Genomic DNA, 25,325 nt, shown 5'->3' on the forward strand with positions numbered 1-25,325 from the left:
GCGTTGGCGGCAAGTTTCGGCGTCTCGGCACAGCCGCTGAACACCGCTGCAAAGAACGAGACGACGAATGACGCCGACGTGCGCCCCGGTGAGCGCCTGAGCACTTGGCTGTTGCGCCAGCCCGCTGATACAGCCTCTGCCGGCCTCGCATGGCGCGTGCCGCAGGAACGGCTGGCGCAGCAGTTTCTCAAGAACACCCTGCTGGTCCGCATCGAGTCGATTCAACGCCGCGCTCCGCGCTCGGAACAAGCCGATCGCCTGAGCCTGATTTCCTGGCTCCAGGGCTTGCCCGTCACTGGCCGAGTGGCGCTGGCCATCGTGGACCCTCGCTGGCTGCAGGCGCATCCCGAAGAAGACCCGGTGTTGGCGACTGGCCAGCAGTTGGTTGCGGCGCAGCCCAACCTGAAGACCATCGCCGTGGTCCGCCCCAATGGGGAGCTTTGCCATGTGACGCATGAAGCCGGCCGAACCGCGTGGGACTACGTGGCAGCCTGCGAGCCTCGAGGCCCCTCCGACTGGGCCTGGGTCGCACAGCCGGATGGCCGAACCGCCCGCGTGGGCGTGGCCCCCTGGAACAGCGAGCCTTCGGACGAACCTGCACCAGGCGCATGGATCTGGGCGGCTCCCCGAGAGATGACCGATCTGGTCGCCGCTTCCGAGGGGATCATCAAGTTTCTCGCCACGCAGGGGCCCTCCCCTCAAAGCGACGTTTCAGCTGCTGCCCCTGCGCAATCGGAGGGGCAGCAGCCTCCCGTTCCGGCGCTGACTCCGGCAATCACGCCATCGACCGCAATTTCCGTGCGCCCCGAAGTAGCACCGCAGTACAACGCCATTCGCACCAGCGGCAACGATTGGGGCGAAACCGGCCTGCTGCAGACCCCCACCGCACGCATGGGCCAGGCCGGCGACTTTCGATCATCGATGACCCATGTTTCGCCGTACACCCGGCTGAACGTGATGTTCCAGCCACTGGACTGGATGGAAGGCGGCTTTCGGTACACATCGATCAGCAATCGGGCCTACGAAGCAAGTACCACCGGCCAAAGCAACAAGGACAAGAGCATCGACCTCAAGTTGAGGCTCATGCGCGAGTCCGCCTATGTGCCCGAGCTTGCGCTCGGTTTTCGAGACATCGGTGGTACCGGATTGTTTTCCGCCGAGTACCTGGTTGCGAACAAGCGGTATGGCGATTTCGACTTCAGTCTAGGCATTGGCTGGGGATACCTGGGCAACAGCGGCAACATCCGCAACCCTCTGACGCTCCTGAGCAGCCGCTTCGACAGGCGCAGGGTGGGCTCGGCGCAAGGCGGCGAAGCCAATTTCGGCGCCTTCTTCCGAGGCCCTGCCGCCCTGTTCGGTGGCGTGCAATGGCGAACTCCCTGGGAGCCCCTGACAGTCAAGCTTGAATACGAAGGCAACAACTACAAGAACGAGCCTCAGGCCAACACTCAGGTACAGCGCACACCCTTCAACATCGGCTTCGAGTACCGCTACTCGCCCGGCGTTGCCTTCTCCGCCGGCGTGGAGCGCGGCAACAAGCTGATGGTGGGCGTGACCCTGTCCACCAATGTCGCAACGCTGCGGGCATCCAAGCCCGCCGATCCGCCCCAGCCCCGCTTCACGCCCCAGGCGCCGCAAAACCCGCCCGGCTGGGCATCGACAGCAGCGGAGATCGAAGCCCGTACCGAATGGACGGTCCAGCGCATCGCACCGCAAGGCAGCGGTGTGCACGTGTGGATCACCGAGAGCAACACCGTCTACCGCCAGGCGCGGGTAGAGCAGATCATTGCCGTGCTGCATCGCGATTCGCCTGCATCGATCAAGAGCTTCATCCTGCACTACAACGAGCGCGGCCTCGCGATGCATGCGCAGGTCGTCGACCGGGGCGAATGGGTCGCCGAGCACTACCAGGCGCAGTCGCCCGCCGAAGCGCGTGCAGCCAGCCAGCGCGACTACGCACCGCACCAGGACGCCAGCGAAGACCGGCTGTTCCTGCCTCCGGAAAAGTCCGTCAGCGACAACGCGGCAACTGCTTCCGCGCAGCAGTACTCGGGAGCAATGGCGCCATGGGAGCGCCGCACCCAGAAGCTCACTTATGGCGTGACGCCATATTTCTCGCAGATCCTGGGCGGCCCCGATGCCTTCATGCTCTACCAGATCGGCGTTCAGGCCACGGCGGAATACCGCTTTACCCCGAGCACCTGGGTGAACGCCGCGCTGAACTGGCGCCTGCTGGACAACTTCGACAAGTTCACCTACACCGCGCCCAGCAATCTTCCACGCGTGCGCACCTTCCAACGCGAATACGTCACCACCTCGCGGGTGACGATGCCGGTGTTCCAGCTGACCCACGTGGGCCGGCTGAGCGACGACCAGTACTACAGCGTTTACGGCGGTGCCCTTGAATCGATGTTCGCCGGCGTGGGTGCCGAATGGCTGTATCGCCCATGGCGCAGCAAGTTCGCCCTGGGCATCGACATCAACCATGTGCGCCAGCGCGACTTCAAGCAAGACTTCGGTCTGCGCGACTACAAGGTCAACACCGGCCATGCCACGCTGTACTGGGATACGGGCTGGAACGGCGTGATGACAAGGATCAGCGTCGGCCAATACCTAGCCGGGGATCGTGGGGTAACGCTCGACATCAGCCGTCGTTTCGACAATGGCGTGATGGTTGGCGTCTACGCGACCAAGACCAATGTGTCGGCGGCGCAATTCGGCGAAGGCAGTTTCGACAAGGGCATCTACATTTCCGTGCCGTTCGATGCATTCCTGCCGAAGTCCAGCAAGTTCTCTGCGGGCTTTGCCTGGTCGCCGGTGACGCGCGATGGCGGTGCGAAGTTGGGGCGGATCAATCCGCTCTACGAAATGACGTCTGCACGTGACCCGCGCGCCTTCAGTTTCGCGGCACCTGAGAACAAGCAACCGAAGGCCGGGGACAACATTCTCAATTTCGAGAACGCACGGTAAAAAATAGAGCGCGGCAAGGCCGGAAAAGCCGAAGCGTTCAGGTGCGAAAGCGCTTGAACGCTGAACTTTTTAGTGGCCTCTGAAGCGCGTTCATCGTTGGCGCCATGGTCGGCAGGCGCTAGCGGCTTCACGCACGCAATGCCAACACGCATGAAGAGCGGCTGAAGGCACCTCTTCAAATGTCCGCGCAGATTCGCTGCACGGGTCCGACCGACGCGTTACAGCGCGACGGCGATCGGCATGTCCGAGTTCGCGCTTTCCTCGTCGCGACCCACCACGGTCACGGCCAGGCGATGGCGCTCCCGCTCCATGTGCACCCAGTCGACCACTTCCGCGTGAGCACGGTAGCCGGGCAACATCTGCTGCAGCGTGCGTTTTAGGGCCGGCACATCGCTGCTGCGAAGCGCCGCAGTCAACACGTCGAGCTGACGCCAAAGCTCTTCCTGAGGGAGGCAAGGCTCGTGCGCCTTCATCACGCGCGGGTGTGAGGTCGGCATGGCGTTGTCGCCGATCAGCAGTTCCTCGTACAACTTCTCGCCAGGCCGCAGGCCGGTGATCTGGAGTTCGATGTCGCCATCGGGCGAATCCTCGTCTCGCACCGTGCGCCCCGACAGTTCAACCAAGCGGCGCGCCAGGTCGATGATGCGCACCGGCTCGCCCATGTCGAGCACGAACACATCGCCGCCCTCGGCCATTGCGCTGGCCTGGATGACCAGTTGTGCAGCCTCGGGAATGGTCATGAAGTAGCGAGTGATGTCCGCATGCGTCAGCGTGATGGGGCCGCCCGCTTCGATTTGCCGGCGGAACAGCGGAACCACCGAGCCGCTGGAGCCCAGCACATTGCCGAAGCGAACCATCGAGAAGCAGGTGCCCGATTTTTGTTGCGCGAGACCCTGCAACGTCATCTCGGCCAACCTCTTGCTGGCGCCCATGACGTTGGTCGGGCGCACCGCCTTGTCGGTGCTGATGAGCACGAAGCGGCGCACCTTGCATTCCATGGCGACCCGGGCCGCCGTGAGTGTGCCTATCGCGTTGTTGCGCACACCTTCGATGGGGTTGTGTTCGACCAACGGCACGTGCTTGTAGGCGGCGGCGTGATAGACAGTGTCCGGCTGCCAGGCACGCATCACCTCACGCAGCCGAGCCGCATCGCATACCGAAGCAAGCAAGGGAACCACATGAATCTGCGGCGCCAATGCTTCGAGCTCCTGGTGGATGGCATAGAGCGCGAACTCATTCATCTCCACCAGAAGCAATGTCTTCGGCGAAAGCTGCACGATCTGCCGGCACAGCTCGCTGCCAATGGAGCCGCCCGCCCCCGTGACCAGCACGACTTGATGGCGGATGTTCTTGTGCAGCAAATCGCCTCTCGGCGTGACCGGGTCACGACCCAACAGGTCTTCAATATCGACCTCGAGCAGATCGTGGACCTGCACTCGCCCATTGGCCAGGTCAGCCAGCGCCGGGAGCGTCCGCACATGAAGATGCAGAGGCAGCAGCTGGTTCAGGATTTCCGCCCGGCGCCCACGGCTGGACGAAGGCATTGCCAACAGCACATCGGTAATGCTCTGCTTGGCAGCGTTGTGCTTGAGCCAATCGGGCGAATGGATGGGTAGCCCGTGAAGGGTATTGCCCTGGAGGTGTCTTGCGTCATCGATGAAGGCACGAACCGACATCTCGCGGCTCTGGGCCAATGCGGCAGCCAGTTGCACCCCGGCACCGCCGGCACCGTAGATCACCACTTGCGGCAGTGCCTTCCGGTCGAGCGCGCTCATGTACATGCCGCCCAACCAGTAGCGCGCCAGCATGCGCGAACTGGCCACTGTGAGGAACAGCATCATGGGCATAAGGAACCCGACCGTCCGCGGCACGCCGCTCACGCCGATCACGGAAAACACGAGCCCATAGCCGATGCCAAAGAACATGCAGGCACGCACGATGGCCATCAATGCGGCGGGACCGGCGTAGCGGAAGATGGCCCGGTACAGCCCGAAAACAATGAAGAGAGGAAGCGCGCCGACGATCGCGACACCGACCGCCGTCCATTGAACTCCGCGAAGGGTTAACCACTGCTCGTAACGAAGGCTGAACGCTACCCACACGCACAGGATGCAAAGCGTGGCATCGACAGCCAGCGCCAGCAGGCGTTTGGCAGGGCGAGGCATCGCAAGCAAGGGTGCTGCAAGACAGTTGATCAGGGATCGCACTTCGGGTGAATAATTGTTTTTGGCGGATAACAATTTTCCCCGAAGCTCTCGCTCTTGCCTCCCTTATTCAGGGTATCAAGTCCCCCTAAAATGTTAGCTTGTGTATCTATTGTCGGACAACGTCACCGCGGACAGTAGGACGTGACTGACGTATCAAGCGGCATCTTTGTATTTGTATTCGGTGTACCGGTAACCACCGTACTTGTAGCCATGGCTGCCGTAGTGTCGACGCGAGAGGTCCATGCCGTTGAAGACAACGCCACTGACCCGTTGACCTGCATGCGCCAACCGCTTGACGCTTTCACCGAGCTCGCCGAGTTGCGTGAGGTTGTCGCGAGCCACCAACAGGATCGCACCAGCGTGCGCTGCAACCGCTGCCGCATCAGCTGCCACCAGCACTGGCGGACTGTCGATCACCACCAGGTCGTAGCGTGCCGACATGGCTTCCAGGAACTCTCGCAGAGTCGAGGACAGCATCATGCTTGCCGGGTTGAATGGGTAGTTGCCCGTGGTGAGAACGTCGAGATTGGGAGTTACCTGGCTATGAATCGCCTGCTCGCTCGTCATGTCGCCCGCGAGGACGTCGGCCAATCCACCCTTGCGCGGTAGGCCGAAGGCAGTGTGGAGGTGCCCCTTGCGCAAGTCGGCGTCGACCAGTAGCACGCGTCGACCGGCCTCGGCCATGATGGCCGCGAAGTTGCCTGAAACGAAGCTCTTGCCCACCCCTGGCGTGGCGCCTGTAATGAGCACGCGGTTGTTGCCACTCTCCATCAAAGCTAGTTGCAAGGAGATGCGCAGGTTGCGCAAGCTTTCTATGGCGAGACTTTCCGGCTCATTAATGGCCAGCACCTGCACCCCCCCGACACCGCCTGCAATGCGCTGCAGAATCCGCTCCTGCTCAGCGGCGAGCGGCACGACGGAATAAACATTCAACCCGAGGCGATCCTCGATTTCCTGTGGGTTGTGAATGCCGCTGGCCATTTTGCTTCGCAGGATCGCAAGAGAAATGCCGGCCAGCAGACCTAGCACCAGCGACAACGCCATGATCATGGGCTTTTGCGGCCTCATGGGATTCTTTGGCTCGGTCGCCTTGTCGAGCAGGCGCACGTTGCCGACCTTGCCTTCCTTGACAAGGCGCAATTGCAGTGAACTGTTGAGCAGCGACTTGTAGAGTTCGCCATTGACACGAACGTCGCGCTCTAACCGCAGTGCATCGCGCTGAACGACAGGCATGGCACTTACGCGATGGTCAATGTTCTCAAGTTCACGCCGGATGGCGGATATTTGACCATCGATCACCTCAACCTTCGGATTCGCCGCGGTGAAGCGAGCGCGCAATTCGCGCCGCTGCTGGTCCGACTCAAGCAATCGCTTTCGCAACTCCACCGTCTGACCGAGCATGGCCTTGGCCTCCTCGTCGAAGGCAATGGTGCCGTTCTTGTTGCGAAAGCTCGCATAAGCATCTTCGGAGCTCTCAAGTTGTTTTTTGAACTCGGGCAGTTGCTGGTCGAGAAATTCGAGCGTCTTCTCAGCCTCCGCCGCCTTGCGCTCGATATTCTGGTGTACGTACTGCGCGCCGATTTCGTTGAGAATCCGCCGCAAGCGGTCACGATCGCTGTCTTCGAGGGTCACGCTGATCACGTTCGATTGCTTGCCCTGCTCACTGAGTTGCACGCGTTTTTGCAGGCTCTCAGTGGTCGCGAGAAGAGAGGCGTGTGAAACGACGAACTCAGCACCGGGCTTTCCGTCAAGTTTCGACACCATCAGCGTCACGGTCCCGCCGGGCGTTTCTTGGCTCAGCAGTTTGCCGACTGCACCCGTCAGCGGCCCCGGCAAGTCAGGATGCGCAAGCGTGTACTGCCCCTCACCCAGCGCTGTAATCATGAAGGGTTGCTGGTCTTCGAGAGCGGCAGGCACGTCGAATTTGTCGATACCGATTGCCTCGGTGCCCGACACGTAGCCGCTCATGCCAAGGAACCCAGGCTCCGACAACCCCTTCGCGCGCCGCGCGAGCCATGTGCCAATCAGCGGAATGCGACGCGGCCGAGCGTTGATGTACAGACGCGTTGCCTCTACTGCTCCGCCCATGATCATGCGCGACCGAAGGATCTGAATTTCACCTGTTGCCGGCGTCTTCACATCGAACAGGTTGGCTGTATCACCAAGGAAATTCTTCGCGTCGGGCGCCGAGTCTTCGACCTGAACCAGCAGATTGGACTGGTAGATGGGGGTGGACAGCAGCGCGTAAGCCAACCCCAGTGCGACGGCAACAACCGTCACACCAGCCACCAGCCATTTGCGATCAATCAGGATGTCGAGATACTCGGACAGGCGAATTTCATCGTCGTCATCGTCACGCGTCGATGCGACAGGAGAAACCGGAGGAGAAGCTAAAGAAGTCATGAAAGTTTCTTGATGCGCTCGACCCACGCACTCGCGCCGTCGTCGATGAGTTTCAGGGCTCGCTCGAAGGCCGGCCGGCCCAGGCGATAGGGGTCGGGAATGTCCACACGTGCGACTTCACCGAGACGGAACAACTTGCCACGCGTGAGCGGATGATTCTGATTGACATGCAGCCGCTGCTCTTCATCCATAACCAAAATCAGATCCGCCTGCTGGCACATCTGGTTAGTTAGCTGGCGCGCGCGGTGGCGCTCGATGTCGAGGCCGCGTTCGGCCATGAGCTGATGCGCCAGAGGATCAGCGGGATGGCCCACCAGCGCCCCGATGCCGGCCGATTTAACGTCCAGGTGCGGCAGCGCAGCGGCAATCAATGCCTCTCCCATCGGGCTGCGGCAGATGTTGCCGATGCATATGACCAGTACGGACTTCATCGCGTGCAGTCGAGCATCAAGCCGGCGACTTCCTGCAGTAGTGGTTGCGCAAAACGTTTCATCACAATAAGAACTCCCTTCCAAATCACATTTTAGTTGTCAGCAGTAACTACCCCGCTCCAGCGTGCTCGCGGGCACGCTCAGGAGCGTATGGGTATCCGATGCCACATCCCTCGCGCCAACACCTCGCCGACCAGCAACCCGGCTCCACTTGCCCATAGATCGCCCCATTCGGCAGCCCGGTCCGGCGTGAAGGATTGCAGGATCTCGATGAGCGCCGCGTAGGCCAGCAACCCGGACAACACCGTCAAGGTACGCCCCGGCCATGCGCGATGCGCCAGGAGCGCCAAGACCGCAAAGCCCAGTGCATGGTTGCCCTTGTCCCACCCCGTGCTCGGCAATGGGGCTGACGCCGGCGCCAGGCAGAGCACCAGCATCGCCAGCATGGCGGCAAGCAGCAACCCGCGCCAGAGCGCAGAGCCTGCCATCAGCCGGACCAGCGTTGTCGTCAAGCGGATGCCTCGGCCAGCACCTGCGCCAGGACCGTGCAACTCTTGTCGATCTCGGTCGGCGTCAACGTCGGGTGCACAAGGAACATCAAGCTCGTTTCGCCGAGCGCGCGCGCAACGGGCAACGGCTCAGCGGGACGCCAGCCTGTGCCATCGAATGCCCGCTCCAGATACACCTCGGAACAGGAGCCTTGGTAACTGGGTACCCCGTGCGTCTGCACGGCATCGACGATGCGATCGCGGCTCCAGCCTGACGCGAGCCGCTCGGGCTGCACGTACATGTAGCACTTGTAGTGCGCGTGCACGCTGCCAGCCGCGGCGTGACCTGCATACGACGGCACCCGCACCGCCGAATGCGGGCGCGCCGCCTCCCACAGCGCCTGCGCGTGTCGCGTGCGCGCGGCGGTCCAATCGGCCATGCGCTGGAGCTGGATGCGACCGATGACAGCCTGCATCTCGAGCATGCGCCAGTTGGTGCCGAAGCTTTCGTGCAGCCAGCGAAAGCCCGGCGGGTGCTTGCGCTCGTACACGGCTTCGTGACTCTTGCCGTGGTCCTTGTACTCCCACATCGCGCGCCACAGTGCTTCGTCGTTCGTGGTGACCATGCCGCCCTCGCCGCCCGTGGTCATGACCTTGTCCTGGCAAAACGACCAGGCACTCGCATGACCGATGGAGCCGACCGATCGGCCCCTGTAGCGCGCGCCGTGCGCCTGCGCGCAGTCTTCGATGACCTTGAAGCCGTGCTTGGCGGCCAGCGCCATGATCGGGTCCATGTCGCAGGGCCAGCCCGCCAGATGCACGCAGATGACAGCCTTGGTGCGCGGCGTGACCGCTTGCGCGATGGTCTCGGCCGACAGGTTGCCGCTTTCCGCATCGACATCCGCGAACACCGGCGTCGCCCCTGCGTTCACGACGCAGGACACGCTGGCAATAAAGGTGCGCGGCGTGACGATCACCTCGTCGCCCGGGCCGATGTTCATGCCCTTGAGGATCACATCCAGCGCCAGCGTGCCGTTGGCCAATGCAAGGCCATGCTTCGTGCCGGTCCACGCGGCGAATTCCTTTTCGAACTCGCGGCATTCCTGACCGGTCCAGTAGTTGACCTTGTTGGACAGGAGCACGCGCTGCACGGCATCGGCTTCTTCGGGTGTGAAGCTGGGCCAGGGGGAGAAGGGAGTGTTCAACACGACAGATCAACCTTTGAGAAATGGTTTGGCAGGGTTTCCGACCACGGTGGTGCCGGCAGGCACATCGCGCGTGACCACCGCCCCCATGCCGACAAAAGCGCCACGACCGATAACGAGGGGGTGGCCAGGCTTGCCTTGCTTGATGACGGCTCCGGCGCCGATGTAGGCGTGGTCCTCGATATGCACATTGCCATTGCACTTGACTCCAGGTGCAAAGGTGACGAAATCACCGATCACGCAATCGTGTTCGACATAGCTGTACAAGTTGGCGTGAAAGTGCCGGCCGATACAGATGTTCGACGTGAGCGTGACGAACGGACTGAGTGCAGCCCCCTCGCCGAGCGAGACGTCGTCCATGACTACTACGTTGGAGGCCTGGACTGTCCAGGGCAACACGCCGTCAGCCGCACATTGGGCCGCCAGCCGTTCGCGGACTGCGCTGTTCGAAATGGCAACTACGGCTTGTTTTGCGCTCGCATCGGCCCGCATGAATTCCACATAGCTCAGCACGCGATGCCCATTGACGTCTGCGGCTTCGGGCTGATCGTCCACGAACACCAACTGCGTTGCCGGGATGCCTTCACGCGCCAGCTGTGCGCGAGCCAACGGCATCACGCCGCGACCGCAGCCACTGGCTCCGTACACAGCAAACAGCGGCAACGTCATTGCTTGTGCTCCATCCGCGACCCGGTAAAGCGCGGCATCGTTGCATCACCCGCCGCACTGATGCCATCGCGCACCAATACCTTGCGGGCCGTGAGGCACAAGATCTTGATGTCGAGCCAAATCGAGCGGTTGTCCACATACCAAACATCGAGCTTGAACTTCTCTTCCCAGCTCAACGCATTGCGCCCGTTAATCTGAGCCCAACCCGTGATGCCAGGACGCACCTCATGGCGACGAGACTGTTCCGCCGAATACAGCGGCAGGTAATCCATCAGCAGCGGACGCGGGCCGACTAGGCTCATATCGCCCTTGAGCACATTCCAGAGTTCGGGCAATTCGTCCAGACTGCTGGCACGCAAAAAGCGACCAAACGACGTCAATCGCTGCGCGTCGGGCAACAGCAACCCATCGGCGCCGCGTGCATCAGTCATCGAGCGAAACTTAATCAGCACGAAAGGCTGCCCATTCAGCCCAGGACGAGTCTGATGAAAAAAAGCGGGGCGGCCCAGCCGACGACGCACCTGCCACACCAGTACCAGAAGCGGAAGGCCCAGAAGCAACATCATTGCACCAGCGACCAGAACGTCGAATAAGCGCTTCATGAGGTGTATGACTTATTACAGCCGGCCGTGTTGGTATTGGAGATCTCATTCAACATGCCAGCCAGATGACCCGCCAAACGTTCAAAGCTGTGGTTCTGCTCTACATACGTTCGGCCACGCTGCCCCATTTGTTCGCGCTCATCCAGGGGCAACGATGCAATTTCAATGATGGCCTGTGCCAAGGCTTCCGGCTTGCCTGGTTCAACAGTCAATCCGGCACCGGCATCCGCGACGGGATTGTTGCTCGCGCCCGAAGCGATCACGATTGGGCGCTCTGCGGCCAGGTAGTCGAACAGCTTGTTCATGCTGATGCCATAGCGATAGAGCTTGGGAAGCGCCAGCACGGTTATTACAAAAGCATCCGCCTGCGCGGCCAAGCCAGGTATTTCGGACTTCGGCACCGGCGGCTCGAAGACCACATTGTCCAATCCCAAGCGGGATGCCTGCGCCATCAGTTCTTGCTTCAGTGGCCCTTGGCCGACCAACCGCAGTCGAATGAACTGTCCCTCAGGTTGCTTGCCCACAAGTGCCATCGCTTGCAGTAAGTTGTCCAGACCATTGGCTTGCCCATGCGCGCCAAAGTACATCAGCGTGAAGGGCCTGCTCTCCTGACGCTTCGGCTGCGGTGCGAGTGGAAATAGAGAGAGATCTACCCCATTGGGAATCCAGACAATCTTTTCCCTCGCTATCCCTAGGGGCACGATGTACTCCCAGGCGCGCGGCAGCAGCACCACGATGCGTGTAGCACGGCGATAAAGCCATCGCTCAAGCCAGCGCAACACCCTCGTGACGAACGCGCCTTCATCCAGACGGCCAAGATCTACCAGCGTCTGTGGCCACAAATCACGCACCTCGAACACGAAGGGCACGCCGAAACGGCGCGCCAGCAATGCTCCTGCCATCGCCGCGAAAGGGTGGACGCTGGAACCGATGACCACGTCCGGCGGCGGCAAATCGCGGGTAGTTTTCCGCCTCAGGACTCGGAGGCTATAGGAGAGCATGTTGAACATGCGTCCGCCTCCATTGCCTTTGTACTCGGGTGTGCGCACCCACAGGAACGGCACGCCTGAAAAATTCTCGTGGCGCACCATCTCGTGCGGCTCGAGCCGCTGGCGCCCACTATTGAGCTCTACGCTGGCAGCGATCACGTTGGCCTGCCAGTCGTGCTCAACAAGATGTTGTGCCAAGTGAAAATGACGCGTCCCTCCTGCCCCTCCGGGTTCTTGGGCGTAGTGATTAAGTATCCAGACTCTTTTCATACTTGCAGTTCGCCTACGAAGGGGGAGGCGATCCAAGGTGGAGCATCTCCATGGCTGCAAGGGTGCGCACACCGCGCCGCACGAGTCGGTACAGCCCAAGTTGCTCTTGACCCTTGATCTTGCCTAGCGCTCAGCCGGACATCGTTCCACTGCTGCTCCGGTGAATTCTTAAAAGATGCCGCCCCCCTCTGCATACCGGTTTCGACAGATACGAAATCAGGAGGTCCGACATTGAAGTGCTGCCCCCTATGCACGATCACCTCGGACAATGAATCGAGTTTTGCTCCTGTCCATAGGATCACGCCGGCCTTGATGCCTCGTGGTCCTAAACTCAGGATTGCAGCGCTTTTTTTCATATCCAATATCTCATCGCGCAATCAGTGAAGGCCAGAACATTAGTTTATCAATGACCTGCGCATCACCCGATTTTGAAGACTGAAGATTGGAATAGTATTTTTCAACAAATGCTTGATCTGACTTATCTTCCGAATAGGTCAACTTATATATTTGCCGCCCTATCTTTCCCAACACGGGCTCCATCGACGACCACGCAACATATCCTCCCGTCGGAAATGAATTGCTCAATCCAAATGGAGGAGATCCTTCAGCACATCCATTTGCTCCATTGTCATAGCCAACCCGATACCAGCCATTGGCTCCATTGAAATAATTGGAAAACAAAGGCTTTACCTGATCCTGATTCCATACTGCCACGCGAAATTGCCGAGCAAATGCGGCAATGAGCGCCTGGGAGGGGAGATCAGAGGGCGGGATTTGAAAAACTTTCGACAAGGCGTCGCGGTTTCGCTCAATTGCATTAAAAAGATGCACCAACCGCCGAGCATGGCTAATGTCCAACCCTAAATTGACAACCGGTTCGACCTTTTGAATTTCGATGTTTGCACTTTTTTCCGAAAAATTTCCAATCCTGGATTCTTTGCGGCTACAGTCGATTGGTTTTTGACCTCCGGAATAGGCCGCAAATCGATTTTCAGCGTACAAACGGCGAAATCCCTCATCCAAGCCAGCAACAGAGATATTTTTACCTTCAATATCTTTGCTTTGCGATGTGGTTCGATTTTTCAATAAGCGAAGCAATAATGCGAGATGTTCTCGCATCGGCGCAAGCGCTTCTTCGCCTGCGCCACCATTTCTTGAAAGCTGAGCGGCCAAAATTCCAGCCAAATTCGAATAAATACTGATCTGCCAAAGTTCGGCATCTGCGAGGAAAAGCGCGGAACTTCCATTTTTTATATCCTGCGGCCTTGCATTTATTTTTTTGCGCAAATCTCCAAGCGCAGAAGGATTGCCCCAGCGAGTCAGATGTTCTTGCGCGACCCGGCCTGTTTTTTGGCTGAATTCCTTCGCGAGTTCCGGCGATCCAATTCGATTTAGGCCATTGGCCAGATCAGTGGCAAACGCCAAGAACTGAGCACTGTAGAGCACCACCTCGGAGCCAAGGAGGCGATTCTTGGTATTGCAGGTGGATCCACCACGGCAAACCCAAGCACGACCGGTTTGCCCGTTCGGAGACGCACTCAATGCTCCATAGGCAATTTCGACAACCTTCGCCAACTGGGCTTGCCGATCCACCCGTTCGCATCGCTGTGCCATAGCCAACAGGTTGTGAAACGAAATCTCGAAATCGTAAAGGGCATAAGAGTCTCCCGACTCAACTAACCTTTTTCTCATCCATTGGTCTGTCGCTAACCCAAGGCCATTTGTATCCCACAAACGCCAAACGTCGGCCTCCAATTTTTGACCGCAAGCAAATTCCAAGTCAGTGGATTTAGGATTTGATCGGTCTTGCGCTTCAACCAAATTGGCAAACATCAAGCCGAGCGCAAGGATACTTATAGAGATCAGCTTGCTGATGCCTTTTACGCTTTTTTCAATCATGAGAGCATCACCTTTCGGTAAAAATTCAGCAGCCGCGCCTCCTCCACAGACCAGTTGTATTTTTCTACTACAGCGCGCCTTCCATTTTCCCCCATTTGTTTCGCCAACTGTGGATCTTCCGACAGCGTGTCAATAGCTTCGGCAATGGCAGCCGGGTTTAATGGATCAACACAAAGCCCACAGCCATTTCCAGCAACTATTTCACTCCATAGCGGAAAATCGGAGGCGATCACAGGAAGGCCTGTGGACATATATTCAAACATTTTGACAGGAAGCGCATCCAAATAATTAATCATTGGATGCAGCGTTACCAAACCCGCTATGGAGTTTTGCAAGACCGTACGAACGCCTTCGCGGCCAATAAAGCCGAGTTCATCTACATGCGCCCAGCCATTCTCTGCTTTAACTGATTTTTCAAAGTCGGGCTCTGAAAATTTCCCTCCAAGTTGAAGGCGCGCACCGCATCGCGTTAATGCAAGCGCTTGAACTACTTCCTGAACACCTCGAATTTTTGAAATTCCACCGACATAACAAACCTCGTTGCGCTTGACACCCCATATCTCCGCTGGGGCAAGTTCCTCCATTCGCGGAAAGTTGTTAATGTCAATAACCTCCGCGGAGAATCGCGCAAAGCGTTCTCTTATGAATGGGGTGGCTGCAACGATAGAGAAAAACCACTTTGCGCCCACATACTCTAGCAATGATGCAGTTTTCGAAATAACCGTTCTGGCCCAAAATGGAATCCATTCCTTGGAAAGGATATCCCTCGGCAAGTCTTCGTGCACATCATAGATAACCTTTTTCCCCGACAACTTCAGAAGCATTCCGTAAGGAATTAATTCAGGGTCGTGAAAATGATATACATCGGCATTCAATTGCCGTCCAAGTCTGTAACAACGCCACGCTTGCTTGACCATCCGGGAAAACCGTCCAGAAGGCAATTCAAGGGGATGGATGCAGACACCTTTGGCTGCCGCCGCTTCGATCTCCTGAGGCGTTGCCTTGATTACCAGATGGGTGTCATAGCCGGCCGCGGCTAAGGACGCACACTCCTTCACAAAGATGCGTACGTCCAGCCCTCGATGCGCTGAGGACAGATGACAGACTCTTTTCATGCGGACACCATCGGATTTGTGGGAAATCGAATGGGCTCAGCCAACCAAGCCAGCATGAGGGCCTCATCTAGAGCATTTCTATCGCTGGAAAGTGTGGCGTCCGAAAGGCTTTTGTCGAGATCGACATCTCTTTTTAAATAAGGTCTCAGTGTTCCAAGATGCGAATGAACGCGGTCTCGCAAGCTCGCACCAATACCACTTTTGATCCAATCTTGCGTTACATCGAACCCTCTTTTCTTCCGGTTCAGGCGAACCGTATCTGGCACCACACCTGCCGTAATGTGGCGCAAGCCCCATTTACCAAAGCCCTTTGATATCTTCAATCGAGCAGGTAACGCAAGACCCAGCTCCACCAGTCGATAGTCCATGAACGGGAGCCGCGTCTCAAGACCGTTGCCCATTGAGTTTCTGTCTTCAAAGCGAAGCAGACTGGGGATGCTCCAATTCTGAATGTCATCAATTTGCCGCTGGGCAAGCGTGCCCCCAGGGCTACCCCATAGATTGATCGGCTCGGCCCCCCAGTCCATCAATTTGAATCCCGGCTGCTTATTTGTGTAGCGCGTCAGTGCCGTCCAATAGATTCCTGCTTGGCTAACTTCATGCATGAGCATTTGACCAAGCGAATAGACTAATCGGAGGGCATCCCCAAATTCACGGCGCTTCCAAGCATGACGCGTCGCGACGATAAAGAACTTGCGATACCCCGCGAATACCTCATCTCCTCCCTGTCCACCGAGCAAAACTTTGAACCCCGCTTGACGCACCTCACGGAACACCTCATTTTGTGCCAGCACGCTGAGCCCACCAAAGGGCGCCTCTTGAAATTCCAAGGTCCGTTGCAGCAATTGGTCTAGTGCTCGCGCGTCATGAGTGGGCCAGACGTACTGGGCCACGACGCCAACTTTTTTCGAGAAATCAGCAACCAACGGTCCCTCAGACAACGGTGCATCAGGTGACCCGTAAGTAAATCCCCGCAAATCTTGAATTTGACGACCAGCGAGCGCCGAAATTGATGACGAGTCAAGGCCACCACTCAATGAGACAGCCAACGGAACATCACTGCGCAAACGAAGAGTAACGGAGTCATGGAGCAATCTCTGGCATTCATCGAGTAGCGCTTCATCTGAATACGATTCAATGTGCGAACTCAGTTTGGACACAGCTGCCTTGAGGTCATACCAGCGACCATCAGACATATCCAGACCCATTGCCGTAGGTTTAATTCGTAGCCACCCACCGGCAGGAATGCTGTGAACACCAACGAAGGGAGCTCCAGAATCTGCAACCTCAAAGGCCTTGTAACGCAAGCCTCTTGCGCAATAAGAAATATCTACGGAGGTCTCGGCAAGCTTGGCAACTGCAGCAATAGACGAAGAAAAAACCACGCCTTCGCCTGGCATGTTCGCCCATAGCAATGGCTTAACGCCAAAACGATCGCGGGCCAGCCATAAGTCTCCCGAATTTTTGTTAAAAATGGCGAACGCAAACATGCCATTGAGGCGAGGGAGAACATCTACTCCCCATTCGGCCCACCCTTTCAAAAGCACTTCGGTGTCGCTTTGGCCATCGAATTTCCATCCAAGCTCTTGCAATTCTTTTCGGATTTCGAGGTAGTTATAGATTTCCCCGTTATAGGTGATGGACCAATTCGATGCTTCATCGTGCATTGGTTGGCTACCATGCATTGAAAGATCGATGATCGAGAGCCTGGTATGTGCAAGCACTACATCGAACCCGTTAATACTGTCCCTCTGCACGCCCTGACCATCCGGACCTCGCAATCGGATCGCGTTGAGGCCTAGAGAAATTCTCTCTTCCAGCGTTCGGCTATCCGACTGCTGCCGATTAAGAAACCCAAAGATTCCGCACATAAAGAAATCACCCAAATTTCGACTTCACTCGAAAATCATCAAAATGATTCTCGAAAATCGCTTAATTTTTATTAAAAACACTTACCCAACGCTTTTTTCCCGCCAAACAAGCAAGATCAAAATGGCCACGACAAGCCCGTGAGTCAAAATCATATCCGTCATATCAGCCGAAGTAACCATAGTGATAACTGGGATGATGAATAGAGATATCACCACTCTGGCACCCAATTTTCTAGCATAGGCATCCAAAAAGGAAAGCAACATTCCAATCAAAACCGAATAAACAATGACGCCAACATACCCAGCATTCGCAAAACCACTGCCAATCCACCCCGTATTAGCAGACATATCCTCATTACCAAAGTACTGCTGCCCGATTAAATTTGGAGCACTTAACTCATAAGTGGAATCGACCAATCCAAGAGACAACTTAGAGGATGCCCAGTAATATTTCTCCAGATTGGAAAAATGATCAACGTACAGCGAATTTAAATACGACGGAACAAGCAGTGCGCGATTTACAAACAATCCCGAAAACCACGAATCCCAGCCGGTTATTTCGTGCTCAAAGCTCCAGAGATCCAAACCACTCAGTAACACGCCCGCCAACAAGGCAAGCACGAAATAGACTTTGAGATTCTTGCTTCCTGTGGCAAAAAAGAAAAACAGCACCAGCAGCGGATAAAATAAAGGAGATTTATGTGCAGTCAGGGCAAAGAAAGCTATAGATGTCGAAAATAACAATATCATCAACATCCACCGCCTGGCAAAAAGACACAGAATCATTCCAAAAGGAATAACAATTTTTGTGACAATGGAGTTCAAGTACCCAAAAATACCTGGTATCGCATTTGCCGCTTCACGCCGAATTTCGTAAACCTCGGAGAAATCAAAATTCACAAACCTTGCACCGCCAAAAGCGAAAATCCCCAGGATGGTGCACAAAGAAAAAACGAAAGACAAAACGAGAAGCGTGCTTGACTTGACTTTCGGGAAACTGATTCTTTTAAGCCTCAAGAGACTTACGGTTCCCCAAATGAAGGCAAATGCCACGCAAGTCACGACCATGAAATCATCGTCTAGACTTTGCCCGCTATAGAGAACCAGGGAAGGAACCAAGATCAGGCCGAAAATTAAATGGATGAAGATGCTAGACGGCGATTCGTTATTCTTCATCGCTGGCAAAAATACCGCCAGAATCACCGAGGAAACGAAAAAATTCCCAGCACTAAAATTGTCGGAAAACCCTTGATACCCGTAGACAGAAACAACCCATTCTTGATAAACCCACTGAAGCGTCAAGAAATATATGATATACAGAACAGCAAGGGTCCATTTCGAATTTCCTAGAACTCGACGCTTCTTTATCTCTTCGTTTGAAAATTCTCGGGGCAGCATGTCCATAACTCAGGAAACGACGAAAATTAAAAAAATCCCCAGAAAAACCCAGGCAAGCAAAAACTTCCATCCTTTCGCCAACAAAATCAGAAAATCAAACAATCCAATGGATAGTCGCCGCAAAATTACCGCGATATAGATCAAATAGAAAATCAGCCCGGAAACCGCATATGCTTCAGAGAATTTCCCCAGCAAGACAACGCCCAAAATAACAAAACCGACTCGCAAAAAGCATCCGAATATTTGCAATGCGAGGGCAGAGCGCTGATTTCCAGTTACGTGCAATGCCATTGACACGGGCGATGCCAAGAATTGCATCACAAACCAAGGAGTCATCCAGGCAACCAATTCTCCCGCTCGTCGCCACTCCTGCCCAAAGACCAAGGGAAAGACAACCGGGGCAATGATTCCGGCAAAGATCAATGGCCCCACACCCGTTTTTACCAACCCACTGATCACCTGAAGCGTGAGTTTGGGTAATTGTCCAGCACGATGTGCCGCAGGCGCATTTGCCAAATAAACCTGCGCAACCGCCCCTCCAATTAGACTGATCGGCGCGGCCATGACTTTCGTTGCCAGAAGCAAATAGCCCGCCTCTGGGCCTGCCGCTAAAGCAGCAATGATGATCATCGGAAGCTGAACTCCCGCATTATTTGCGAGTGCCTCCAGAGTGGAATATTTTGGAAACCGGTGGTACTCCCGAAACAGGTCGTACATCCGCCTCCAACGAACCAGGAGAAAGGCTTGACGGTCCGCCCTCCAGTTTTTCTTGAGCAATCCCCAGAAACCTGCACCGCTGTTGATCAACTGCCCAGCCAGTAAGCCAATAGGTCCAAAGCCAAACCACCCCGCTCCCGCTTGAACGCCCGTACCGACGACGGCTTGAAGCACCCGAGTTCTGGCGATTGCATTGAAGTTCTTCTTTCGCGTAGCCCAGTACAGCGCTGCAGCATACGAGCCGGCAAACCAAACACCCAACGGAAACAGCCACAAAAAGGGACGTAATGCCGGTTGCTTCAGCACCGCCACTATTTGATCCGGCCAAATAAGGAGCACTGCGGCGGTCAGCAAACCGAACAACATCGGTCCAATTAACGCCAGTGCCAGCAAATTTGCACCATCATCGTCTCGCTCTGGTAAGGGAATGGCGATTTCGAAGCGCAAACAGGCTATCGCTGAAATGATGGCCAAAATCGCCGAGTAGACTGCAAGAATGCTGAAATCGGCCGGGCTATAGAGCCTGGTCAGCAACGGCATCGCCAGCACGGTCAGGGCTTGGGCAAAAGCGGTCCCTCCAGCCAGTGCGCCAATGGAGCGTACGAAACCATCCTTTCGCATTGCGGTCCATTTCGCTTGCAGCGCGGAAATCACTGAGCGCGCTTCATTTCACGCGAAGCGCGAGAGACTTCACGATGACCTCCTGGTCCGAGGCATTCAGATATGGATGCATCGGGAGGCTAATCACCTGTTCTGCTATCTCATCCCCGATCGGCAACTTAGCGTCTGCATCGTGCACAGCTGGTTGCTTGTTCAACGGAATTGGGTAATGCACTGCCGTCGGAATGCCGGCCTGATTGAGTGCGGCTGCCACCTCGTCCCGATTGCGAGTCAAAACGGTGTATTGGGCGTAGGCGCTCGTGTTGTGAGATTCGATGTGTGGTGCTCCTTTGACACCCGCTCCATCGAGCAACTCCTTGTAGGAACGAGCGACCTTCTGCCGCAGCTCCAGTTCCTCGGGAAAGACCTCAAGCTTGGCCAACAGGATCGCGGCCTGCAGCGTATCCAGCCGGCTATTTACACCGACCCGAATGTGGTGATACCGCCGATCCTGCCCATGCCGCGCAATCTGCCGCATCACTTTCGCCAGTTCGTCATCGTTAGTGAAGATCGCTCCACCGTCCCCATAGCACCCCAACGGCTTGCTCGGAAAGAAACTGGCGCACGCAATGGTGCTGAGATTGCAGCTTCTGCGCCCCTTGTAAGTGGCGCCAAAGCTCTGCGCCGCATCCTCGATCACGGGAATCCCGTGCCGCGCGGCAATCGCATTGATGGCGTCGAAGTCGGCGCACTGTCCATACAGGCTCACCGGAACAATCGCCTTGGTCTGCGGAGTGATCGCAGCCTCCAGCAGCGCCGGGTCCAGGTTGTAGGTGCGCGGGTCGATGTCTACATACACCGGCTTGGCCCCTAGCAGCGCAACAGTCTCGGCAGTGGCGATATACGTAAAGCCCGGCGTAATGACTTCATCGCCCGGCCCGATGCCAAGCGCCATCTGCGCGATCTGCAAAGCATCAGTACCGTTCGCCACGGTGATGCAATGCTTGGCCCCCGTGTAGGCCGCGAGCTTTTCTTCCAGTTCGGCCACTTCAGGCCCGAGGATGTATTGACCATGCGCCAGCACACGCTGAATCGCCGCGTCGATCTGGTCCTTGATGCGGGCTTGCTGGGTCTTGAGGTCGATAAATTCGATCATGGCGTCTTGGCATCCAACTTGGTGACGGCATTGCCGTCGAGTACGTATCGCGCGCCGGTGTGCGCGCAAATGGCTTCTGCTGCGCCTTGCAGCGGCAACGCGAGTTGCTCGCCGAATTCGCTCATCCAGCCGATCTGCCTGGCGGGCACGCCGACCATGAGTGCGTAGGCCGGCACGTTCCTGTTGATCACGGCACCGGCACCGACAAAGGCGTATTCACCCACGGTGTTGCCGCAGACGATGGTGCAGTTGGCCCCCAGCGTCGCACCACGCTTCACCAGCGTGCGGCGATATTCGTCCTTGCGCGTGACGGCCGAACGCGGGTTGTAGACATTGGTGAAGACCATGCTCGGCCCGCAGAACACGTCGTCTTCCAGGGTGACCGCGTCGTAGACGCTGACGTTGTTCTGGATCTTGACGTTGTGGCCGATGGTCACGTCGTTGCCGACGTAGACGTTCTGGCCGAGCGAGCAGCCCTCGCCGATGGACGCCTGCGCGCTGACGTGCACCCAGTGCCAGATGCGGGTGCCGTCGCCGATGCGGGCGCCCTCGTCGACGATCGCGGTGGGGTGGGCTTTGTAAGCCATGCCGGTCTCGCGGCGCGTCAGGCGAGCTGCCGCACGAACGGATGCACTTCGCCCTGCTCGCCTTGAACGGGCGTGGCGCTGCGAATCACGTTGACGGTCTCGATGCAGTGGCGCGCATCCTCGAGGCCATAGCCGCGGCCGGCCAGAATTTCCTTGTAGCTCACCGTGTGCAGGTCGGTGAAGCCTTCAGAGAACTCGAGCTTCTCGCCGCTGATGTCGATGTTGCGGAAGGTGGTCTTCTTGCCCTTCACGTCGGCCGGCAGATCGTTGGCGTCGATGGACAGGAACCAGCGCACGCGTGCGCGTTCATATTCGAGGTAGCCCGCCGCCTTGGCCGTACCGCTGTAATGCACCACGTTGCGCTGCAGCTTGCCGAAGATGAAGTGCAGCATGTCGTAGAAGTGCACGCCGATGTTGGTCGCCACGCCGAACGACTTGCGGTTGTCGCCCTTCCAGCTTTCCATGTACCACTTGCCGCGCGAGGTGATGTAGGTCAGCTCGACGTCGAACTTGGTGTCCGTGGGCGCCGCTGCCACCTTGTCGCGCAGCTTCAGGATGGCTTCGTGATGGCGCAGTTGCAGGATGTTGAAGACGCGCTTGCCGGTTTCCTTTTCAACGCGTTGCAGTTCGTCGACGAGGTCCGGCGTGGGCACCAGAGGCTTCTCGCAGATCACGTCGCAACCCAGGCGCAGGCCCGCAGCGATGTGCGGGTGATGCAGGTAGTTGGGACTGCAGATCGCTACATAGTCGAGCGCCGTCGCAGGGTTGCGCTTGAGCTGCTGCGCGTGCTCGTAGAAGCGTTCGAACTCGGTGAAGAACTCGCTCTGCGGCGAGATGCTGTCGATGATGCCGACCGAATCGTTGATGTCATAGGCCACCGAAAGGTGGTTGTCCGTGTCCTTGATGGCACGCATGTGGCGCGGAGCGATATAGCCGGCGGCGCCGATGAGAGCAAAGTTTTTCATGTCGAAGAAGAAACGGAGAAACGGAAAATGGCTTACAGGCGGAACACGGAGAAGCCGCTGTCGCGGGCATCTTGTGCGTTGAAGAGGCTCTTGACGTCGACCAGCACGGGCTGCTCGCCTCGGCACAGGGCGCGCAGCTCGGACATCGTCGCGCCACGGTACTCGTTGTGGCCTACGGCAACGACAAGCGCATCGACCGGTTGCTCCACATCGACCTGGCCAAGTTGAAGGCCGTACTCATGAGCCACTTCTGCGGCGTCCGCCCATGGGTCCACAACTTCCACGGAAGCGCCCCATGCCTCGAACTCGCGCACCATGTCTACGATCTTGCTGTTGCGGATGTCCGGGCAGTTCTCCTTGAACGTGATGCCCAGCACGCCGATGCGGCAGCGCGGCACGTCCATGCCGTTCTTCAACATCAACTTGATGGTGTTGCGGGCCACGTAGCGCGCCATGTTGTCGTTGATGCGGCGCCCGGCCAAGATGACCTGCGGGTGGTAGCCGACTTGTTCGGCCTTGTGCGTCAGGTAATAGGGGTCCACGCCAATGCAATGGCCGCCCACGAGGCCCGGACGGAAGGGCAGGAAATTCCACTTGCTGCCCGCGGCCTCGAGCACGTCGAGGGTGTCGATGCCCAGGCGCTCGAAGATCACGGAGAGCTCATTGACCAGTGCGATGTTCAGGTCGCGCTGCGTGTTCTCGATCACCTTGGCAGCCTCGGCCACCTTGAGGCTGGTGGCCTTGTGCGTGCCGGCGGTAATGATCTCGTTGTAGAGCGCGTCCACCAGGTCGGCCACCTCGGGGGTGCTGCCGCTGGTGATCTTCTTGATCTTGGTGAGCGTGTTGACCTTGTCCCCCGGATTGATCCGCTCCGGGCTGTACCCGCAGAAGAAATCGACGTTGAACTTCTTGCCGCTGAACTTTTCCAGCACGGGCACGCACACCTCTTCCGTCGCACCCGGATACACCGTCGACTCGAAGATCACGATCGCGCCGGCCTTCATCACCTTGCCGACGGTTTCGCTGGCCTTGATCAGCGGCGTCAGGTCAGGCCGGTTGGCGTTGTCGATGGGTGTGGGAACGGTCACGATGAAAACGCCGCAGTCGCGCAGGTCGTCGACGTGCGATGTAAAGGCCAGATGTGCAGCGGACTTCAGTTCTTCGGGCGTCGTTTCGAGCGTATGGTCGTGCCCGCTCTGCAGTTCGGCAATACGCTTGGCGTTGATGTCAAAGCCGACCACCTGGCGCTTCTTGCCGAACTCCACGGCAAGGGGGAGACCTACGTATCCCAGACCAATGATCGCGATCGGTTGATTTGAATGAATGGCTTGCATGATGGATGACTGCGAATAAAAAATTGACGGCATGGTCCCGAGAGAAGACCTGCCGCCACACCGCGCTCGCGGTTACCGTCTTTCGATTCAAGTGAGTCCATGCCCCGCCGTCGAGGCGGTGGTGGACTTCTCCCCTGCTGACTAGCGATGCCTGACGTACACCTCGCTGGCGTTGTTGACCACCGTGGCCGACGGGAGGATCAGGCTGACGACGCGGTTCCACTTGACCAGCGGCACGGGGTCGATATAGACCACGTCCTGCGGCTGCAGCCGGAACTGACTCGCGATCGCCATGGCGGCCGGATTCTTGGCATCGAGATTGAAAACGGCAGGCGCGCCCGTGGCCCCCTGGCGAATCACGTAGATCTGTCCTGCGTTGGCGGTTGCATTCTGGGGGCCGCCGGCTTCGCCCAGCGCCTCGCTTAGGCTCAGGCGGCCGTTGCTGCGCATGTTCAGGGCCAACGGCGCCACGACCTCGCCCATGAGGAAGATCTTGGAGTCTTCGCGATGCGCGACGCGAACGGTGTCGCCGCTCTTCAATGGAATGCTGTTGCCGTCGTAGCCCGCCTCGCGCAGCCGGGTCATGTCGATCGGGATCGACTTTCCGTTGCGGATGATCGTCAAGGCAGACAGGTTGCCGTTGGTCGTGATGCCGCCGGCCCGGTTGATGGCCTCGTTCAGCGTCATCGGCACGTCGGTGATGATCTGAGACCCGGGGGTGCGCACTTCACCCTCGACATAAGCACGGCGGCTTCTGAAGGACTGGATGCGCACCGTCACCTGCGGGTTCTCGACATGCGGCTTCAGCAGATTGCGGATCAGGTCGGAGGCATCGCCTTCGCTCAAGCCGGCGACGCGAACACGGCTGATGTACGGAAAAGCGATCTCACCTTCGGAATCGACGATGAAACCAGGGGCCACCTGCACGCCGGTAGGGTCCGCGGACTGCGAGATGACGGCGCCCGCGTTGGGCAGCAGTTCAGGGTGGTCGTAAACGATCACACCCACCACGTCGCCAGGACCGATGGTGTAGCGCTCGCTCTTGCCGAACAACGCCTGCACTTCCGGCGGCACGCCCTTGGGCGCGGTCTGGGCCAGCGTACGCACAAGCGCAAGAGAAATGGGGGTGATCGCGCCTTCGGGCGCTGCATCGGGCAGGTAGCGGAACTCGGATGGCAACTCCTCCCGTCCGTCGTAAGCGTCCACGGAGCCCATGCCCGGCACGATTGCGCAACCCTGAAGCACCAGCGCACCCGCCAGTGCCGACGCCCATGCCAAGACGTTCGAATTTCTTCTCAATCTGATCCCCCAGAAGTCAATATTTACCAGCAGCGCACGCAAGAGGCCGTGCGCAGTTTCTCCACACAATTTTTCAGGCGCAGTGGTTATCGACGAGTTTTTTGTAAAAAATCGTTTACTCTTCACACTGGATGCTCACAATTGAGTGAG

At 57.7% G+C, this 25,325-nt stretch carries 19 protein-coding genes; 1 reads left to right on the forward strand and 18 read right to left on the reverse strand.

Going from position 1 to position 25,325, the window contains the following annotated elements:
• Nucleotides 1-3: 3 nt before the first annotated feature.
• Nucleotides 4-2,970, forward strand: a complete 2,967-nt coding sequence (locus tag ACSFA7_RS24925) for a YjbH domain-containing protein (RefSeq protein WP_435501848.1) — start codon at nt 4-6, stop codon at nt 2,968-2,970.
• Between the two features lie 218 nt (nt 2,971-3,188).
• On the opposite strand, the gene ACSFA7_RS24930 is transcribed toward ACSFA7_RS24925, so the two are convergent.
• The 18 genes from ACSFA7_RS24930 to ACSFA7_RS25015 all read right to left on the reverse strand — a co-directional run bounded on the left by ACSFA7_RS24930 (nt 3,189) and on the right by ACSFA7_RS25015 (nt 25,091).
• Complete coding sequence (locus ACSFA7_RS24930) at nt 3,189-5,168, reverse strand: polysaccharide biosynthesis protein (RefSeq protein ID WP_435502117.1); 1,980 nt, start codon at nt 5,166-5,168, stop codon at nt 3,189-3,191.
• A 162-nt stretch (nt 5,169-5,330) separates the two neighbouring features.
• On the reverse strand, nt 5,331-7,580 hold the full coding sequence (locus ACSFA7_RS24935; RefSeq protein ID WP_435501849.1) for a polysaccharide biosynthesis tyrosine autokinase: 2,250 nt from the start codon (nt 7,578-7,580) through the stop codon (nt 5,331-5,333).
• Nucleotides 7,577-8,011, reverse strand: coding sequence for a low molecular weight protein-tyrosine-phosphatase (locus ACSFA7_RS24940; RefSeq protein WP_435501850.1), 435 nt, complete (start codon nt 8,009-8,011; stop codon nt 7,577-7,579). Before ACSFA7_RS24940 ends, ACSFA7_RS24935 begins: the two co-directional genes overlap by 4 nt.
• Nucleotides 8,012-8,151: 140 nt before the next feature.
• Entirely contained in the window at nt 8,152-8,523 is a 372-nt protein-coding gene (locus tag ACSFA7_RS24945; RefSeq protein ID WP_435501851.1) for a VanZ family protein, read from the reverse strand.
• Nucleotides 8,520-9,707 carry a DegT/DnrJ/EryC1/StrS family aminotransferase gene (locus tag ACSFA7_RS24950; protein ID WP_435501852.1) on the reverse strand — a complete coding sequence of 396 codons (1,188 nt, stop codon included), beginning with the start codon at nt 9,705-9,707 and terminating at the stop codon, nt 8,520-8,522. The genes ACSFA7_RS24945 and ACSFA7_RS24950 overlap by 4 nt, the downstream gene beginning before the upstream one ends.
• A gap of 6 nt (nt 9,708-9,713) precedes the next feature.
• The gene (locus ACSFA7_RS24955) at nt 9,714-10,373 is read right to left on the reverse strand and encodes an acetyltransferase (protein WP_435501853.1); all 660 of its coding nucleotides are present in this window, start codon (nt 10,371-10,373) and stop codon (nt 9,714-9,716) included.
• Entirely contained in the window at nt 10,370-10,975 is a 606-nt protein-coding gene (locus ACSFA7_RS24960) for a sugar transferase (protein ID WP_435501854.1), read from the reverse strand. The genes ACSFA7_RS24955 and ACSFA7_RS24960 overlap by 4 nt, the downstream gene beginning before the upstream one ends.
• Nucleotides 10,972-12,234: a glycosyltransferase family 4 protein gene (locus ACSFA7_RS24965; RefSeq protein ID WP_435501855.1), complete on the reverse strand. Its 1,263-nt coding sequence runs from the start codon at nt 12,232-12,234 to the stop codon at nt 10,972-10,974. Before ACSFA7_RS24965 ends, ACSFA7_RS24960 begins: the two co-directional genes overlap by 4 nt.
• Before the next feature lie 366 nt (nt 12,235-12,600).
• The gene (locus ACSFA7_RS24970; RefSeq protein ID WP_435501856.1) at nt 12,601-14,133 is read right to left on the reverse strand and encodes a hypothetical protein; all 1,533 of its coding nucleotides are present in this window, start codon (nt 14,131-14,133) and stop codon (nt 12,601-12,603) included.
• The gene (locus ACSFA7_RS24975; RefSeq protein ID WP_435501857.1) at nt 14,130-15,248 is read right to left on the reverse strand and encodes a glycosyltransferase family 4 protein; all 1,119 of its coding nucleotides are present in this window, start codon (nt 15,246-15,248) and stop codon (nt 14,130-14,132) included. The genes ACSFA7_RS24970 and ACSFA7_RS24975 overlap by 4 nt, the downstream gene beginning before the upstream one ends.
• Nucleotides 15,245-17,134: an asparagine synthase (glutamine-hydrolyzing) gene (gene asnB / locus ACSFA7_RS24980; RefSeq protein WP_435501858.1), complete on the reverse strand. Its 1,890-nt coding sequence runs from the start codon at nt 17,132-17,134 to the stop codon at nt 15,245-15,247. Before asnB ends, ACSFA7_RS24975 begins: the two co-directional genes overlap by 4 nt.
• 66 nt (nt 17,135-17,200) lie before the next feature.
• The gene (locus tag ACSFA7_RS24985; RefSeq protein WP_435501859.1) at nt 17,201-18,523 is read right to left on the reverse strand and encodes an oligosaccharide repeat unit polymerase; all 1,323 of its coding nucleotides are present in this window, start codon (nt 18,521-18,523) and stop codon (nt 17,201-17,203) included.
• Between the two features lie 3 nt (nt 18,524-18,526).
• The gene (locus ACSFA7_RS24990; RefSeq protein WP_435501860.1) at nt 18,527-19,888 is read right to left on the reverse strand and encodes a lipopolysaccharide biosynthesis protein; all 1,362 of its coding nucleotides are present in this window, start codon (nt 19,886-19,888) and stop codon (nt 18,527-18,529) included.
• A gap of 10 nt (nt 19,889-19,898) precedes the next feature.
• Nucleotides 19,899-20,990: a DegT/DnrJ/EryC1/StrS family aminotransferase gene (locus ACSFA7_RS24995; RefSeq protein WP_435501861.1), complete on the reverse strand. Its 1,092-nt coding sequence runs from the start codon at nt 20,988-20,990 to the stop codon at nt 19,899-19,901.
• Nucleotides 20,987-21,577, reverse strand: a complete 591-nt coding sequence (locus ACSFA7_RS25000; protein ID WP_435501862.1) for an acyltransferase — start codon at nt 21,575-21,577, stop codon at nt 20,987-20,989. The genes ACSFA7_RS24995 and ACSFA7_RS25000 overlap by 4 nt, the downstream gene beginning before the upstream one ends.
• A 17-nt stretch (nt 21,578-21,594) precedes the next feature.
• Complete coding sequence (locus tag ACSFA7_RS25005) at nt 21,595-22,542, reverse strand: Gfo/Idh/MocA family protein (protein WP_435501863.1); 948 nt, start codon at nt 22,540-22,542, stop codon at nt 21,595-21,597.
• A gap of 32 nt (nt 22,543-22,574) precedes the next feature.
• On the reverse strand, nt 22,575-23,876 hold the full coding sequence (gene tviB, locus ACSFA7_RS25010) for a Vi polysaccharide biosynthesis UDP-N-acetylglucosamine C-6 dehydrogenase TviB (RefSeq protein ID WP_435501864.1): 1,302 nt from the start codon (nt 23,874-23,876) through the stop codon (nt 22,575-22,577).
• Between the two features lie 141 nt (nt 23,877-24,017).
• On the reverse strand, nt 24,018-25,091 hold the full coding sequence (locus ACSFA7_RS25015; protein ID WP_435502118.1) for a polysaccharide biosynthesis/export family protein: 1,074 nt from the start codon (nt 25,089-25,091) through the stop codon (nt 24,018-24,020).
• Nucleotides 25,092-25,325 lie beyond the last annotated feature (234 nt).

Source organism: Variovorax trehalosi, from assembly GCF_051216415.1.
Classification (GTDB): Bacteria; Pseudomonadota; Gammaproteobacteria; order Burkholderiales; family Burkholderiaceae_C; genus Variovorax.